Genomic DNA, 16,416 nt, shown 5'->3' on the forward strand with positions numbered 1-16,416 from the left:
CCCCATGACGGAACCCCTCCCCCTCGCCGGACGCACGGCGCTGGTCACCGGCGCGTCCGGCGGGATCGGGCTGGCCGTCGCCGCGGAACTGGCCGCCGCGGGCGCGCGCGTCCTGCTGACCGCCCGCGACCCGGTCCGGCTGGAGGCGGCGGCCGGGCGGCTGCGCGCCGCCGGGCACACCGTGGCCAGCCTGGCCGGGACGGTCGCCGACCCCGGCCACCTCGCGCAGTGCGTGGCGCTCGCGGTGCGCGCGCTCGGCGGCCTGGACGTCCTGGTCAACAACGCCGCCACCAACCTCCCGTACGGGCCGCTCGTGGAGGCCGACCCGGACCGGTGGCGGGCCGCGTTCGCGGTCAACGTCGAGGCGCCCCTGCGGCTGACCCAGCTGGCGTGGCGGGCCTGGATGCGCGAGCACGGCGGCGCGGTGGTCAACGTCTGCACCGAGGGGGCCGGGCACGTCGGACCGAACGTCGGTGCCTACGGCACCAGCAAGGCGGCGCTGCTGCACCTGACGGCGCAGCTCGCGGGCGAACTCGGCCCGGCGGTGCGGGTCAACGCGGTCTCCCCCGGCCTGGTGCGCACCGAGATGGCGCGCTTCGTGTGGCAGGACGCCGAGCGCGCGATCGCCGCCGGGCTGCCGATGGGACGGATCGGCGAACCCGGCGACGTGGCCCGGGCCGTGCGCTGGCTCGCCTCCGACGAGGCGGCCTGGATCACCGGCGCCGAGCTGGTGGTGGACGGCGGGACACGGGTCCGTGCCGCCCGCACCGGCGGCACGGGCGGCGTGGGCGGCACGGAGCGGTCGGGCGCCGGCGGCGGTGCCGCCGACGCCGTACGGGAGCGGCTGCTCGGCAGCCGGCCCGCTCCGGAGGGTCAGAACTGCACGTCGGAGCAGGCGTAGAAGGCGTTGCCGGTGTCCGCCACGGACCAGACGGCCAGGATGATGTGCCGTCCGGTCCTGCTGGGCATGGTGCCCTGGTGGGTGACGGTGGCGGGCGGCCGGGCGCCGTTGTAGTTGACGGTCAGGAACGGTGTCAGGGTCAGCGCGGAGCGGGTGAGCGGCCGGCTGGGGTCGAAGCCCTGCTTGGTGATGTAGTACGTGAAGTCGCTGGTGGCGTGCGAGGCGGTGAACTGCCAGCGGAAGCTGTAGTTCTGACCGGACGTCACTTTCGTGGTGGGCCAGCCGGTGCCGCCGCGCGGGTTGTCGAGCTGGGCGAACCGGCTGTTGCCGCCGGCACAGAGGGTGCCGTCGGACGGGCCGGAGGACGGGAAGCCCTTGGGGCCCTCGACGCTCTGCGGCTCCCACTGGATGTCGCCGCAGTTGGTCACGGTGCCGTTGGCGCAGAGCTTCTGACGGCTGATGGGGGCGTCGGTGTAGCCGTGGCTCCAGGCGCTGCCGGTGCCGAGCACGGACAGCCCGACGAGGCCCAGGCCGACGACGGCGGCGCCGAATTTCCTGTGCATGCTTCGCTCCTCGGAGAACGTGGGGGAGTTCTGAGAGCAGTGCGCAGCCCGCAGGCACTAGGTCTAGACCAACAGCGAAGGTACTCCCATGAGTTGGTCATGTCTAGACCAAAACCAAAGGGAAAGCCCCGGCCAGGACGGGGGGATCTGGCCGGGGCAGCTGGGGGTTCGCCGCGGACGCTCCTGGGTCCGCCGGGCGATCTGAAACTAGTTTAACAGTGAAAGAGGAGTGCTCCGTGCCACTCAAACTTGTCAACGTTGTGGTGTCCCGCACAGGCGTGGGTCCAGCACCCGTTGCAGCCGGTACGCCACCGGCCGGAAGCCCACCTGCGGCCAGTGCGCCGCCGACACCGGCGAAAGCGCCGGCCAGCTGGCCGTGATGTGCCGGTAGCCGCTGTCGTACGCCCACGCCAGCGCCGTCGCGAGCAGCACCCGGCTGATGCCCTCGCCCCGCGCGGCCTGGGTCACGTACGCCTCGGCCAGTTCCACGCACCCGTCGGGCACGACGGGGCCCGGGGCCGCCGGTGTCAGCACCACCATGCCGATCTCCTCGCCCCTGCGGGCGGCGACCCACGCCCCGCAGCGCGCATCGGCCAGGGCGGGTGCGTAGTGCGTCCGCAGCCTCGCCAATGCCCCCTCGGGCTGCGGCCGGAACACCGCCGTCCCGCGGTCCGCGCGTGCCGCCTCCACCGCCATCCGCCCGATCCGGTCCAGGTCGCCGGGCCCCGCGCGGCGCACCGACAGCGCGTCCACACCGCGCGGCTGCCGCCCGCGCGGGCGCACCGCCATCAGGCCCCGCACCCGCTCCAGACCGAAGCCGGTGCGGAACCAGGCCGAGGCGACCGCCTCGTCGGCGGGCAGGTCCACGTAGTGCACCGGCCGGCGCTCCGCGACCAGGCGCGCGGCCACCGCCGCGTACATCCCGCGCAGCACGTCCTCCCGCACCCCGTCCCGGCCGCCGCGCAGCGCGTGCCCTCCGTACGAGACCAGCGCGGAGCGCGGATGGGCGCGCAAGCCCGCCCGGTCGTCCTCCGCGAGGTCGAGCGGGGTCGCGGCGAGGTAGCCGGTGAGCGCCCCGTCACCGCCCCGGGCGAGGACGGCCTCCACGCCCGGCTCGGCCAGGATCTTGCCCAGCAGCTCCTCACCCGGCGGCGGCGCGGTGGTCCGGCCGGACTGGTGGGGCAGCGCCTTGCGGGCCCTGGCGTGCCAGCGGTCGAGGAGGGCCGCTGCCTCGGGGACGTGCTCGGTGGTCAGCGGAGCGATGGCGACAGTCATGGTGGTCCGCGACGCTAACGGTCACGGCGGTACGGCGGCAAGGGCCGCCGGGTCACCCGGTCCAGGCCGGGTGCCGCGGGTCGTCGGTGTGCACCAGGACGTCCGCGGTCTCCCCGGGCGCCGTCTCCTGCTCGTAGCGGGCGTACGCCGGGAGCGTCCAGCGTTCTTCCTCCGGTGTGCGGCGGGCCAGGGCCGCCCCCGACATCCGCAGGTGGACGCAGAGGTCGAAGGGGAAGCCGTAGCCCTGCAGGAGCGCGCCCTCCAGCAACAGCACTCCCCCGGGCGGGAGTTCCTCGTACCCGGCCCGCGTCGCACGGTCGGTCACCGGGTCCCGCAACGAGGGCAGCACCCGCCCGGTGCCTCCGGGCGCGATCGGGTCGAAGACCTCCCGCCACAGGGCCCCGGTGTCCAGCCAGCGCTCGTAGTAGGCGTCAAAGTCGTGGCGCCCCGTTTCGTAGCGCTGCGAGGCGGGCCGCCAGAAGGTCTGCGCCGGCACCCGGACGACCGGCCGGCCCCTGAGCCGCAGCGCCTGCGCCAGCGCCTCCCCCAGCACGTCCGGGCGTGTGGCCGGGGCCCCGTCGACCGCGACCCTGGGACGCTCGCCGCCGTCGTCGGGCTTCAGCTCCAGCACGCGGTCCACGACGGCCTCGGTCAGCCGTTCCCAGGTCACAGGCGTCAGTCGCACGCCCCCATACTGCCGGTCGAGGTCCCCGCCCGCGCAGGCGGCCCGTGTTCACTCCTCGCCGGGCACCCCGCGCGGCTCGCAGGGCACCCGCAGGTCGACGGTCGTGCCCTCGCCCGGGGCGCTGCGCACGGCGAGCCGGGCGTCGATGAGCTCGGCGCGCTCACGCATCGCGGACAGGCCCATGCCCCGGGTCTGCGGCGACGGCGGCTCCGCGGCGCGGAAGGTGCCGCGGCCCGCGGCGGTCGCCGCGGCCATGCCGTGCCCGTTGTCGGTGATCGTCACGTGCACGGAGCGCTGGTCGCTCTCCAGGCTGACCACGACGCGGGTCGGCTCGGCGTGCTTCACGGCGTTGGTGATCGCCTCCTGGACGATCCGGTACATCTGCGCCTGCGTCTCGGCGGTGAGCAGGCCGCCGACGGTGTCCGCGTGCGCGCCGAGCCGCAGCTCGGTGCGGATGCCGTACGTCTCGAAGGAGCGCCGGCACAGCGCCTGCAGCGCCGGGCGCAGCCCCAGCTCGTCCAGCACCACAGGGCGCAGGTCGACGATCAGGTGCCGCAGCGAGGCGATCTGGTTGCCGACGAGGCCGCGTGCCTGGTCGATGGCCTCCCGCATGGCCTCCGGCCGCCCGTCCGCGGCGGCGGTGGACAGCACCACCTGGACCGCCCCCAGTTCCTGCAGGGTGTCGTCGTGCAGCTCACGCGCCCAGCGGCGGCGCTCGCGCTCCTCGCCGTCGTGCCGGGCCCTGACGCGCTCGCGGCGCAGCCTCGCGTCCCGGCGCGCCGAGGAACGGACGGCGAAGAGCGCGTAGGCGACCAGCAGCAGCGGCAGCACGTGCAGGACGTTCAGCGAGGGCTGCTGGGCGACGCGGACCGTCCCGGCCACCGTCAGCATGAGCGCGAAGGCGATGGCCACCACCAGCCACAGCCGCTGCCGCGGTGCCACCAGGGGGGTGAGCAGCACGTAACAGACGGCCGCCGCGAGGGCGAGGACGAGTTCCCAGCCCTGCGAGCGGTCGGTGACCTCCATGACGGTCGCCGCCGCGAGGAGGCCGGTGCCCAGCCCCTCCAGGGCCAGGCGCGTCCCGGTCCTTCCAGGGCCGGACGGCGTCATGCCACCAGCCCGCGCTCTCTGGCCGCGGCGATCAACTCTGCCCGGCTGTCCTTGCCGAGCTTGTCCCGCAGCCGTGACCGGTGGGTCTCCACCGTCCGTACGGAGACGAACAGGCGCCGGGCGATCTCCTGGTTGGTGTGCCCCAGCGCCAGCAGGGTCAGCACCTGGGCCTCCCGGTCGGTGAGCGGCTCCTCGTGATGCCGTTCCGCCAGGTCCAGGTCCTCGACCGCCAGCCGCGCCCCCAGCGAGGGCTGCACATAGGTGGCGCCACCGGCGACCTGGTGGGCGGCGGCGAGCAGTTCCTCGGCGGCGGCCTCCTTCAGCAGGTAGCCGGCCGCCCCCGTGCGCAGCGCCTCGCGGGCGAACGCCGGGTCCTCCTGCATGGTCAGCACCAGGATGCGCGTCCTGGGCGACTCGGTCAGCAGTGCCGGGATCGTCGGCAGGCTGGACCTGCCCGACATGGTCAGGTCCAGGACGAGCACCCTCGGGTGGTGGCGCCGGACGGCTTCCAGGGTCTCCGGAACGGTGGACGTCTCGGCGACGATCTCGAAGGCCGGGTCGGCGGCCATCAGCAGCCGCATGCCCGCGCGCACCACCAGGTGGTCGTCGGCGAGTACGACCGAGATGGCCGGGTGCGGCTGCCTGCCGTCGGGGCGGCTGAGGACGTCCATAGCACACACGTTAGATCGGGCGCGCGCGGCGGGCAGCCCGCGCCGCCGGTGTTGCGGGAAACCCGCAGTCACGTCTGCGGGGAATCGCAGATGACCTCTGCGGATCGACGGGGATGCGTTCGCCCGGCCGGAGGGGCAACCTCGAAAGCGGAAGACAAGTGCTTGAAATGCCTACCAAACAGTCCGCCGACCCCGACCTCACCCGAGGCGACCGTCATGCTCTGTGCCACCCTCCCGCCCCAGGCCGACCCTGTGGACCGGCCGTGGTCCTACGACGCAGCCCAGCAGCTCGTGGATTCAGCCGTGCCGACCGTGGCCGACTTCGCCGCCGTCGAGGTCTCGGACGCCACCGTCTCGGAGCAGGCCGCCATCTCCGGACTGCCCGCCACCGGACTCACCTTCCGCCGGGGGGCCTTCCGGGCGGCCCGGGGCACCGCGGTCCCGCGCGCCTACGAGGTCGGCGACGTCAGCAGCCTGCCGCCCAGGACTCCGTACCACGCGTCGCTGACCGACCTGCGGCCGCACCTGGTGATGAACCTCCGCCCGCAGACGGGGTGGCTCGCCCGCGACCCGGTGCGCGCCCCCCTGCTGCGGATCACCGGCACGCACTCCCTGCTCGTGATGCCGCTGGACGTCGGCGGTGTCGTCCTGGGGGTCGCGGCCTTCTACCGGACGACGGGCTCCCCCGCCTTCTCCCGGGCCGACCTGATGGCGGCCGGTCGTCTGGCCCACAGGGCCGCCCGGTTGCTGGACGGTGCCCGCCGGCGCCTGGTCCAGAACGCCGCCGGACGGATCCTGCAGCAGGCCCTGCTGGCGCCGCAGGGCCCGCGGGTCAACGCGATCGAGGACCCCCGGGGGCACCTGCCGCCGGCCGCGGCCCCGGGGGCCTGGGTGGACGTCATCCCGCTGCCCAGCGCCCGGGTGGCCCTGGTGACCGGTTCGGTACGCGGGCAGGGCGTCCCCGCGGCGACGGCGATGAGCCAGCTCAAGGCCGCGGTCCGGGCGCTGATCCTGCTCGACATGAGCCCGGGCGAGGTCATCTCCCGGCTCCACCGGCCCACCGCGACCCCCGTCGCCGACGAGGCCGACCGGTGCCTGATCGTCGTCTACGACCCGGTGGCCTGCCGCTGCACCGTGGCGTGCGGCGGCTACCCCGCCCAAGCGCTGCCCGCCACGCCCCTGGAGGCGGCGGAGGAAGAGGAGGAGGACGCTCCCGTGCCCGGCGAGCCGGAGGTCACCGAGTGCGACGTGCCGCCCGGCAGCGTGCTGCTGCTGAGCTGCGGCACGGACGGGCTCCCCGTCGGCTCGGAGGGCGCCGGCCAGGTCACCGGGCTGCGAGTGCTGCCCGCCGGCGGCCAGGAGATCACCGACCCGGCGACGGTGCTGGACGGCGTCCTGCGCACCGCGGCACCCGGCTCGGAGCCGGTGCTCCTCGCCGCCCGCACCCGCGCCCTGGACGCCGGCGACGTCGCCACCCGCGAGGTGTCCAACGACCCCGCGGCGGTGGCGGAGGCACGGGCCTGGACGGACCGGCTGCTGGCGGACTGGAAGCTCCCGGAACTGTCCTTCACCACCACGCTGGTCGTCAGCGAACTCGTCACCAACGCCATCCGGTACTCCACGGGCCCGATCCGGCTGCGGATCATCCGCGACCGGGTCCTGGTCTGCGAGGTGTCGGACTCCTGCAGCGCCGCCCCGCACCCGCGCCACGCGGCGCCCAGCGACCAGGACGGCCGGGGGCTGTCCATCGTCGCCCAGCTCACCGACGCCCAGGGCACCCGCTACACGGAGACGGGCAAGACGGTCTGGGCGGAGCAGGTGATCACCCCGCCGGTCGCCGCGTAGACCCGGCCGGGGCCGGGCCCACGCGACATCGGGTGTCGGCCGGCGTCAGTCGGCCGGGTTCTCCGAGCGGTCGCCGCCCCAGAGCGTGTGGAAGGAGCCGGGCTTGTCGACCCGCTTGTAGGTGTGGGCCCCGAAGAAGTCGCGCTGCCCCTGGATGAGCGCGGCGGGCAGCCGCTCCGCCCGCAGGGCGTCGTAGTACGCCAGCGCCGCGGAGAACCCCGGTGCGGGCACGCCGAGTTGTGCCGCCGTGGAGACGACCCGCCGCCATGCCGCCTGCGCGTTGCCGAGGGCCTCGGCGAAGTGCGCGTCGGTCAGCAGGGTGGGACGGCCCGGCTCGGAGTCGAACGCCTCCTTGATGCGGTTGAGGAAGCGCGCCCGGATGATGCAGCCGCCGCGCCAGATCGTCGCCATCGAGCCCGCGTCGATGTCCCAGCCGAACTCGTTGCTGCCCGCCTGGATCAGGTTGAACCCCTGGGCGTAGGCGACGATCTTGGAGGCGTACAGCGCCTGCTCGACGTCGTCCGCGAAGCGGTCGCCCGCAGCGCTGTCCAGCCAGGTCTCCGCCGGTCCGGGCAGCCCGCGCGAGGCGGCCCTCAGCTCCGCGCTGCCGGACAGCGACCGTGCGAAGACCGCCTCGGCGATGCCGGAGACGGGGACGCCGAACTCCAGGGCGTTCTGCACCGTCCAGCTGCCGGTGCCCTTCTGGCCGGCCTGGTCCAGCACCACGTCGACGAACGGCTTGCCGGTGTCGGCGTCCGTGTGGGCCAGCACCTCCGCGGTGATCTCGACGAGGTACGACTCCAGGCGGCCGGAGTTCCAGGTGCGGAAGATCTCCGCGATCTCGCCCGGCCGCTTGCCCGCGGCGTGCCGCAGCAGGTCGTAGGCCTCGGCGATGAGCTGCATGTCGGAGTACTCGATGCCGTTGTGGACCATCTTGACGAAGTGCCCGGCACCGTCCGGGCCCACGTGGGTGCAGCACGGCACCCCGTCGACCTTGGCGGCGATGTCCTCGAGGATCGGGCCGAGCGACTCGTACGACTCCACGGAGCCGCCCGGCATGATCGAGGGACCGTTGAGGGCGCCCTCCTCGCCGCCGGAGATCCCGGTGCCGACGAAGTGCAGACCCTGTTCGCGCAGCGCCTTCTCCCGGCGCCGGGTGTCGCGGTAGTCGGCGTTGCCGCCGTCGACGACCATGTCGCCGGGCTCCAGCAGCGGCACCAGCTCGTCGATCACGGCGTCGGTGGGGGCACCGGCCTTGACCATGATGATGATGCGCCGGGGCCGTTCGAGTGAGTCGACGAACTCCTTGAGGGACTCCGCCGGATGGAACTCGCCCTCGCCGCCGAACTCCTCCACGAGGGAGCGCGTCCTGGCCGGGGTGCGGTTGTACAGGGCCACCGGGTGGCCGTGCCGCGCGAGGTTCCGGGCCAGGTTGCGGCCCATGACCGCGAGTCCGGTGACGCCGATGCGGGCCTGCTCCGCCATCTGCGGTTCCTCTCTGTGCTGTGGTGCGGGGGGCACGTACGGCGTCCAGCCTGTCAGCGAACCGGCCGGGCGGCCGGGATTCCAGCGGATCCGTCAGCTGCCCGTGCCGATCCGGCCCTGACCTGCTACACGGGCCACCGCACGGCGCAGCCCCCTGGCCGGCGGCGCGGGAACGGCTCCGACGACCTCGGCCGCCGGTGCCCGGGCCTGGGCCGCCCTGAGCGGTCCCACCGCCGCGGGTGGTGGTGGCGGAGGCGGCAGCACGGGCGGCGCCACGGGGTGGTCGCCGAGGGCCTCGCGCAGCCGGCGCGCGTCCTCCGGGAGGTCGCGGCGCCAGGCCCAGCCCAGGAAGGGGCTCAGCAGCAGCATGCCGCCGCCGAGCTGGCAGGTGACCTGGAGCTGGACGAACGCGCCCCGCGAGTGCGGCAGCATCCGGAACGCGAACTCGGGCGTCTGGGTGCCCAGCGGGCTCCACATCCGCCGGCCGCGGTAGGCGATCCGCCGGCAGGGCTGGTAGACCGAGCACTCCAGCCGGTGCTCCCGGTGGCGGCCCGGATAGTGGTAACGGTAGACGGCCCGCTCGCCGGGGGGTACGGCGTCCGCCGCCACGGCGGCGATACCGGAGTTCCACGACGCGAGGTTGCGGGCGTCGGCAAGGAAGGTGAAGACCTCTTCCACGGTACGGGTGACGATCACGCTCGTAGACACCGTCGGCATCGCAGACCTCCCCGGTGCCGGCGCGGCCAGCATGTGAGCAGAGTGGCTTCTTGGCTCCTCACCGACAGCCTGCGTCCAATCGGGCGGTGTGTCGTGGCGGGTGAGCCGTCCGGGTGAATCCAGGGTGCGTGACCGGCGCGAACGGTATGCCGGCGGACCCTCACCGTCAGTGCCCGAGGGGCTCCGAACCGCTCCTGCGGTCGCGGAATTCGCACCACACTGCCTTGCCCGAACCGTGCGGCTCCACACCCCACGCGTCGGCGAGCCGGTCGACCAGCAGCAGACCGCGCCCGGACACCTCGCCGTCGCCGGGGCGGCGACGGCGCGGCCAGTTCGCCGCGAGGTCGTGCACCTCGATGCGCAGCCGCCGGGTGGCGTCCGGCATGGCGTGGGCCAGGGACGCGTCGGGAAGCATGCGCAGGGTGAGCAGGGCGCCGCCGTCGGTGTGCACCAGCGCATTGGTGATCAGCTCGCCGGCGGCGAGTTCGGCCTCGTCCACCCGGTCGCTCAGGCCCCAGCCCGCCATGGCGTCACGGACCGTGGCCCGGGCCTCGGACAGGGCCTTGGGGTCGCCGGGGGCGATGTGCCGGTGCAGCCGGTGCGGCGGGTGCGGGGAGGCGTCGCTGTCGCGCCGGAGCAGCAGCAGGGCCATGTCGTCGTCGGTGGCCTGCTCGCCCATGACGGCAGTGAGGTGGTCGGCGAGGTCCCCGACCTCGCGCGGGCCTTCGCCCAGCGCCCCGGACAGCCGCCGCACCCCGTCGTCGAGGTCGGCGCCGGGCCGCTCGACGAGTCCGTCACTGAACATCAGGAGGGTGTCGCCGGGACCGAGTTCGGCGGGGGTGACCGGGTAGTCCGGCCTGCCGAACTGGGCGGACAGGCCCAGCGGCAGTCCGCCCGCGGTGGGCAGCACGCTCACGGTGCCGTCGGACTGCCGGACCAGCGGGTCGATGTGGCCCGCCCGCACCAGCAGGGCGGACCCGGTGGCCGGGTCGACCTGCGCGTACAGGCAGGTGGCGAACCGGTCGGTGTCGAGCTCGTACAGGAAGGCCGAGGCCCGCGCCATGACGCTGGCGGGCGGGTGGCCCTCGCCGGCGTAGGCCCGCAAGGCGATCCGCAACTGGCCCATGACGGCCGTGGCGTGGGTGTCGTGGCCCTGGACGTCGCCGATGATGACGGCGACCCGGCCGCCGGGCATCGCCACGACGTCGTACCAGTCGCCGCCGATGTCCCGGGCCAGCCGCGCGGAGCGGTAGCGCACCGCTATCTCGGTGCCGGGGATGCGCGGGATGGTGCGGGGCAGCATCGCGGTCTGCAGACCCTGCGCGATGTCGTGCTCCTGGTCGAAGAGGATGGCGCGCTGCAGGCTCTGCGCGATGCTGCCGCTGAGCGCGATCAGCAGGTGGCGCTCCTGCGGGGAGAAACCCTGCTTGTGCCGGTAGAGCAGGCCCAGGGCGCCGATGGGCTGGCCCTGGGCGATCAGCGGGAGGTACGCGGCGGCGGAGGCGCCGAGCGGCTCGATGTGCGGCCACAACTTGGGGTAGCGCCGGGCGAACTCCTCGCCGGAGGTGATGAAGCGCGGGACGAGGGTCCGTACCACCTCGCTCATCGGGAACTCGTCCTCGATCCGGGTGTACTGCAGCGACGGCACCCAACTGCTGGCCTTGGCGTCGCTCACCACGTGGACCCGGCCGGCCTCGACCTGGCCGAGGAAGAGGCTGGCTATGCCGAGCCGGTCCATCCTGGGGTTCCCGGTGAGGGCCGCGGTCACGTCGCGCACGGTCACGGCCCGGGCCAGCGACGCGGTGACCTCCATGACCAGGTTGCTCTCGGTCGGGTGCTCCTCGTCCGCGCGCAGGCACTCCGCCGCCTGGGCGAGTTCGTCGGTGGCGTCGCTGACGATGCCGATCACCCGGTTCGCCCGGCCGGTGCCGTCGCGGACGATGCGGCCCTGGAAACGGATCCAGCCACGGCGGCCGTCGCGCCGGGTGAGCCGGCTGAAGGCGCGGAAGGAGGAGTGGCCCTCGCCGAGGGCCTGGGTGATCGTTCGGTTGACGTCGCCGGCCTCGTCCGGCGCCAGCCGGGAGAACAGCGCCTTCGGGTCGCCGTCGAAGTCCTGCGGGCGCAGGTCGACGGTCCGCAGGGCGTGTTCGTCGAGGTGCATGCGGTCGCGGTCGAGGTCCCAGTCGAAGCCGCCGACGTCGTTGAGCGACATGTGGGCGGCGGCGGGAGCCGGCCAGGCGACCGTCGCGGGCGCAGGGGGCACCCACTCCCGAGACTCAGCCATCACGCCCTCCGGACCTGCTCCCCGCTGCGTCGAGCCGCACCGGAACGGTGGCAGCGTACCCATAGTCCGGTAGGGGGACATGCTACAGACGGGACCTGTGGGAGAGCCGGGTTTCCGCCGGTTCCGGGAACGCTCCCGGAGGCCGCCCGGCCCCCCTCCGCCGTCCGCCGGACGGCTCAGCGGGCCGCCGGCGGCGCGTACTTGTAGCCGACCCGGCGCACGGTGACGATGCTGCCGCGGTGTTCGGGGCCGAGCTTGCGGCGCAGCCGGGCGATGTGGACGTCGACGGTGCGTCCGTCCCCGACGTGGCCGTACCCCCAGACCGTGGTGACGAGCTGGTCGCGGGTGTGCACGCGGTGCGGGTGCGCCACCAGGTGGGCGAGCAGCTCGAACTCCAGGTAGGTGAGGTCGAGTGCGCGGCCGCGCACCTGGGCGACGCGGCGCTCGCCGTCGACGGTGACCGGCAGGTCGGCGGATGCCGGGGACGGGGGCACCGGCTGCCCCTCGACGGGGACGAGGACGAGGTAGCCGACCATCGGCGGCCCGCCGACGCCCGCGGGCATCAGGTGGCCGGGGGCGGGCAGCCAGGTCGCGCCGGGCGGGAGGAAGTCCGGCACCGGCGGGACGTCGCCGGAGCGGACGGCGCGCAGGTGCTGACGGTTCACGGCGGGCAGGGGCAAGGACTGGGTGCTGGAGGACATGGAGGTCTCGGCTCTCGCGCGAAGGGTCGTGGGACGACGTATTGCGCGGGACCGCCGGGAGGCCGGCAGCGGGCGGCGACCGGGGGACGGCGTCAGCTGTGGGCCGGGGTCCGCGCGGGGACCGCGCGACAACACTCCCGGTCGAACTGGTACTCCTGCCTGGACGGCCAGAACGGCTCGAGGTCGCTGCGACCTGTCGCGGTGTCAGTGAGGCTGGCCATGGCACCCATTGAACCAGACGCGACGCCCACCGGGACAGCGATGGCTCACTTCACGGCCCTGACCAGGCATTACAGAGGTTGCGGCGCCGGCTGGGGTTCGGGCTCGGGCTCCGGCTGCGGGGGCGGCGCGGGCACGGGGTCGGGGGTCGGTCCGGGGACCGGATGCGGGGCGGGCGGTACGGGGTCGGGCGGGAAGGGCGGCACCGGGCTCGGGGCGGGCGGCACGGGCGGCACGGTGGCCCGGCGTGCTGGGGCGGTCATGGCGGTCTGCCTCCTGGGACTCGCCGGAACGGATCTTGCGCTGCGCTTACCCGGCCCTCCTCGTCCTACCCGTCCTATCCTCAGCCTCATGACCTGGTTGCGCGCCCTGCGCCGCAGCGCCCGCGAAGGGCTGCGGATCGAGCGCGCCGGGCTGGAACCGCTCGTCGCGCTGCGCGCCGCCGCGGGCGTCGCCGTCGTCATCGGCCTCTCGCTGTGGCTGGCCGGCCCCTCGGTGGCCGCGTCCTCGGCCTTCGGCGCCTTCGCCTCCGGCATGGCCACCTTCCAGCGCAGCTGGCGGCCCCGGCCGGTGCTGGCGCTGGTCGCCGGTACCGGCCTCGCCGTCAGCACCTTCCTGGGCTACCTGGCGGGGGCGCACTGGTGGGTGTTCGTGGTGCTGCTGGCGGTCTGGGCGTTCCTGGCGGGCATGGCCTGGGCGCTGGGGCCCACCGCGGGCATCGTCTCGTCCCTCACCGTCGCCGTCATGCTGGTCGTGATCACCCTGCCGACCTCCGTGCTGGGCGCCTTCGGCCACGCGCTGGTCATCGCGGCGGGCGGGGTCGTGCAGGCGGGGCTGATCGTGCTGTTCCCGGTGCGCCGCTGGGGCCGGCAGCGCGACGCGCTGGCCGACGCCTTCGCGGCGGAGGCGGACTACGCACGCCGGCTGCGGCACGACCCGGTGGCACCGTTCGACCCCCAGCCGCTGATGACCGCGCGCAACGCCGCCGTCATCACCGACCGGCAGGCGCGGCGGCGCCCGGCCGCGCTGCGCGGCAAACGGGTGCTGGCCGAGCGCATCCGTCCCGTGCTGGCCTCGCTCGCCGATCCCGCGGTCGGCGCCGCCGCCGAGGGTCCGGAGCGCGACCGGGCCCGCGAGCTGCTGGCCGCGGCGGCCTCCGTGCTGGACGCGGTGGCGCGCGCGGTACGGGAGGCCCAGCCGGTGCGCGTACCGCCGGAGGCGGACTCCGTGGTGCTCGTCGACCCCGTGCCGGAGGAGCGGCTGACCGGGCCCGCCCGGCGCACCGCGCTGCGGCTCGTCGCGCTGCTCAGCGAGGCGGTCTCCTCCGCCACCGGCCGCGGCGGCTCGGTGAGCAGCGACACCGCCCACCTGCGTCGCCCCAGCGTGGCCGAACTCCTGCCGCTCGCCACGCGCACCGTACGGCGCGAGGCCCGTTTCGACTCGCCCGTCTTCCGGCACGCCGTCCGGCTGGCCGCCGTCACCCCCGCGGGCTACGCCCTGGGCGTGGCCCTGCCGCTCGGGCACGGCTACTGGGCGCCCCTGACCTCGGTGCTGGTGATGCGGCCCGACTTCTCCCAGACGTACGGCCGCAGCGTGGCCCGCTTCATCGGCACCCTCGCGGGCGTCACCGTGGCGACCGCCGTGATGCAGTCCTTCGCCCCGGGGCCCTACCCCTGCGCCGTGCTGGCCGTGGTGTCGGTCGCCCTGATGTACGGCCTCCTGCGCACCGGCTACCTGGTCTCCCAGGTGGCCGCGTCGGCGTACGTGGTCTTCCTGCTCGGCATGGCCGGCTCCAGCTGGACGCAGACGGTGCCCGACCGCGTGCTCCTCACGCTGCTCGGCGGGATGCTGGCGATGGCCGCGTACGCGCTCTTCCCGGCCTGGGAGACCCCCCGGCTGCGGAACCGGCTGGCCGACCGCATCAAGGCCACCGGGCGGTACGCCGCCGCCGCGATGGAGGCCCATGCCGCCCCCGCCCGGGGACGGCGCGAGGAGGTGCGCGCGGCCCTGCTGGACGCCCGCGCGGCCGCGCTCGCCTGGGACCAGGCGGTCGCCCGCGCCGACGCCGAACCCGTGCGCGGCCGCGGCCTGTCCCGCCGCACCGCCGACGGCGCCGACGCGGCCCTGTCGGCCATGGGCCGCGTCCCCATGCTCATGGAGGCCCACCTCCCGGCCCCCGACGCCGACCCGGTCCCGGACGCAGCCCCCTTCGCCCTGCACCTGCGCACGGCCACCGCGGACGCCGCCACCGCCGTCCGCGAACGGCGCCCCCCGGACTTCGCCCCCGTCCGCGCCACGCTCGACGCATGGCCCCCCTCCGACGCCGACCGCATCGTCCGCCGCAGCGCCGAACTGCTCATGGAAACCCTCGACGACCTCGAAACCGCCCTCCGCCCCCGCCCCCGCACCCGCCCCTCCCGCCGCCGCTGACGCCTCCCCGGCGGGTTTCGGGTAGGGCCCGCCCGGGGGCCGCGCCGCCGGCGAGCGGGACGTGGACCGGATGCCGACCGGGCTGCTCATCGTCCGTGCGGTCGGCGCCGCGGCGGGGAGGGGTTGCCGGGTCCGGCCGTCCACGGAGCCGACGAGTTGCGGCCGTTCCTGCGGCTGCACGCCGGCACGTCCTTCCACCCGGTCGGGACGTGCCGCCTGCTCGGCGAACACCGACGCCGCCGTCCTCGCGATCGCCGAGCGGGCGGCCGGGCTGACCGGGACGGCGGCGTGAGCGGGCCGGGCGTCAGCGGATCGGCATGCCCGACAGGGTGCGGGCGATGACGAGGCGCTGGATCTCGCTCGTGCCCTCGAAGATCGTATAAATGGCGGCGTCGCGGTGCATGCGCTCCACCGGGTACTCACGGGTGAAGCCGTTGCCGCCGAGGATCTGGATGGCCTGGGCGGTGACCTTCTTCGCCGTCTCGCTCGCGTACAGCTTGGACATCGAGCCCTCGGCCGAGGTGAAGGGCTTGCCCGAGATCGCCATCCAGGAGGCGCGCCAGACCAGCAGGCGGGCCGCGTCGATCCGGGTGCGCATGTCGGCCAACTGGAAGGCGACGCCCTGGTTGTCGATGATGGGCCGGCCGAACTGGGTGCGGGTCGTGGCGTAGTCGAGGGCGACCTCGTACGCGGCGCGGGCGGTGCCCACCGCCATCGCGCCGACGGCCGGCCGGGAGGCCTCGAACGTCGCCATGGCGGCGTTCTTCACGCGCTCGCCGCCCTTGGCCCGCTCGCGGGCCCTGGCGAGGCGCTCGTCGAGCTTCTCCTTGCCGCCGAGCAGGCAACTCCCCGGGATGCGGACGTCGTCCAGCACGACCTCGGCGGTGTGCGAGGCGCGGATGCCGTGCTTCTTGAACTTCTGCCCCTGGGAGAGTCCGGGGGTGCCCGGCGGCACGATGAAGGAGGCGTGGCCCTTGGAGCCGAGCTCCGGGTCGACGACGGCGACGACGACGTGGACGTTGGCTATGCCGCCGTTGGTCGCCCAGGTCTTGGTGCCGGTCAGCACCCACTCGTCCTTGGCCTCGTCGTACACGGCGGTGGTGCGCATCGAGCCGACGTCGGAGCCCGCGTCGGGCTCGGAGGAGCAGAAGGCGGCGACCTTCACGTCGTTGACGTCACCGTACATCTGGGGGATCCAGGTGCCGATCTGCTCCTCGGTGCCGTTGGCCAGGACGCCGACGGCGGCCAGGCCGGTGCCGACGATGGACAGGCCGATGCCCGCGTCACCCCAGAAGAGCTCCTCCATGGCGATCGGGATGCCGAGGCCGGTCGGGTCGAAGTACTGCTGGGCGTAGAAGTCGAGCGAGTAGAGTCCGATCTTCGCGGCCTCCTGGATCACCGGCCAGGGCGTCTCCTCGCGCTCGTCCCACTCCGCCGCAGCCGGGCGCATGACGTCGGCCGCGAAGCCGTGGATCCAGTCGCGCACCGATTTCTGGTCGTCGTTGAGCTCGAGCGAGAAGTCGCCCATCG

14 protein-coding genes are annotated in these 16,416 nt (G+C 74.5%); 3 read left to right on the forward strand and 11 right to left on the reverse strand.

Going from position 1 to position 16,416, the window contains the following annotated elements:
• Window positions 1-4: 4 nt before the first annotated feature.
• Entirely contained in the window at window positions 5-901 is an 897-nt protein-coding gene (locus AC1VWI_RS08400) for an SDR family oxidoreductase (RefSeq protein ID WP_499510315.1), read from the forward strand.
• On the opposite strand, the gene AC1VWI_RS08405 is transcribed toward AC1VWI_RS08400, so the two are convergent.
• The 5 genes from AC1VWI_RS08405 to AC1VWI_RS08425 form a co-directional block, all read right to left on the reverse strand.
• On the reverse strand, window positions 874-1,464 hold the full coding sequence (locus AC1VWI_RS08405) for a lytic polysaccharide monooxygenase auxiliary activity family 9 protein (RefSeq protein ID WP_499510316.1): 591 nt from the start codon (window positions 1,462-1,464) through the stop codon (window positions 874-876). The two genes, AC1VWI_RS08400 and AC1VWI_RS08405, sit on opposite strands and share 28 nt — an antisense overlap.
• A gap of 252 nt (window positions 1,465-1,716) precedes the next feature.
• Window positions 1,717-2,739 carry a GNAT family N-acetyltransferase gene (locus tag AC1VWI_RS08410; RefSeq protein ID WP_499510317.1) on the reverse strand — a complete coding sequence of 341 codons (1,023 nt, stop codon included), beginning with the start codon at window positions 2,737-2,739 and terminating at the stop codon, window positions 1,717-1,719.
• Between the two features lie 52 nt (window positions 2,740-2,791).
• Window positions 2,792-3,424, reverse strand: coding sequence for a nucleoside/nucleotide kinase family protein (locus tag AC1VWI_RS08415; RefSeq protein WP_499510318.1), 633 nt, complete (start codon window positions 3,422-3,424; stop codon window positions 2,792-2,794).
• Between the two features lie 48 nt (window positions 3,425-3,472).
• The gene (locus AC1VWI_RS08420) at window positions 3,473-4,534 is read right to left on the reverse strand and encodes a sensor histidine kinase (protein WP_499510319.1); all 1,062 of its coding nucleotides are present in this window, start codon (window positions 4,532-4,534) and stop codon (window positions 3,473-3,475) included.
• On the reverse strand, window positions 4,531-5,205 hold the full coding sequence (locus AC1VWI_RS08425) for a response regulator (RefSeq protein ID WP_499510320.1): 675 nt from the start codon (window positions 5,203-5,205) through the stop codon (window positions 4,531-4,533). The genes AC1VWI_RS08420 and AC1VWI_RS08425 overlap by 4 nt, the downstream gene beginning before the upstream one ends.
• Window positions 5,206-5,421: 216 nt before the next feature.
• On the opposite strand from AC1VWI_RS08425, the gene AC1VWI_RS08430 reads away from it, so the two are divergent.
• The gene (locus AC1VWI_RS08430) at window positions 5,422-7,050 is read left to right on the forward strand and encodes an ATP-binding SpoIIE family protein phosphatase (RefSeq protein WP_499510321.1); all 1,629 of its coding nucleotides are present in this window, start codon (window positions 5,422-5,424) and stop codon (window positions 7,048-7,050) included.
• Window positions 7,051-7,095: 45 nt separating this feature from the next.
• Here the strand turns inward: AC1VWI_RS08430 and gnd are convergent, their stop codons facing one another.
• The 5 genes from gnd to AC1VWI_RS08455 form a co-directional block, all read right to left on the reverse strand.
• Window positions 7,096-8,535 (reverse strand): NADP-dependent phosphogluconate dehydrogenase, encoded by a 1,440-nt coding sequence (gene gnd / locus AC1VWI_RS08435; protein WP_499510322.1) that lies wholly within the window; start codon window positions 8,533-8,535, stop codon window positions 7,096-7,098.
• Window positions 8,536-8,628: 93 nt separating this feature from the next.
• Window positions 8,629-9,252, reverse strand: a complete 624-nt coding sequence (locus AC1VWI_RS08440; protein WP_499510323.1) for an SRPBCC family protein — start codon at window positions 9,250-9,252, stop codon at window positions 8,629-8,631.
• Between the two features lie 166 nt (window positions 9,253-9,418).
• Window positions 9,419-11,536, reverse strand: a complete 2,118-nt coding sequence (locus AC1VWI_RS08445) for an ATP-binding SpoIIE family protein phosphatase (protein ID WP_499510324.1) — start codon at window positions 11,534-11,536, stop codon at window positions 9,419-9,421.
• A gap of 176 nt (window positions 11,537-11,712) precedes the next feature.
• Window positions 11,713-12,237: a winged helix-turn-helix domain-containing protein gene (locus AC1VWI_RS08450; RefSeq protein ID WP_499510325.1), complete on the reverse strand. Its 525-nt coding sequence runs from the start codon at window positions 12,235-12,237 to the stop codon at window positions 11,713-11,715.
• A 290-nt stretch (window positions 12,238-12,527) separates the two neighbouring features.
• Window positions 12,528-12,719, reverse strand: a complete 192-nt coding sequence (locus tag AC1VWI_RS08455; protein WP_499510326.1) for a hypothetical protein — start codon at window positions 12,717-12,719, stop codon at window positions 12,528-12,530.
• Between the two features lie 88 nt (window positions 12,720-12,807).
• On the opposite strand from AC1VWI_RS08455, the gene AC1VWI_RS08460 reads away from it, so the two are divergent.
• On the forward strand, window positions 12,808-14,886 hold the full coding sequence (locus tag AC1VWI_RS08460; protein ID WP_499510327.1) for an FUSC family protein: 2,079 nt from the start codon (window positions 12,808-12,810) through the stop codon (window positions 14,884-14,886).
• 304 nt (window positions 14,887-15,190) lie between these two features.
• On the opposite strand, the gene AC1VWI_RS08465 is transcribed toward AC1VWI_RS08460, so the two are convergent.
• Complete coding sequence (locus AC1VWI_RS08465; protein WP_499510328.1) at window positions 15,191-16,414, reverse strand: acyl-CoA dehydrogenase family protein; 1,224 nt, start codon at window positions 16,412-16,414, stop codon at window positions 15,191-15,193.
• Window positions 16,415-16,416: the final 2 nt, after the last annotated feature.

It is taken from the genome of Streptomyces sp. TOM-9 (genome assembly GCF_056858595.1).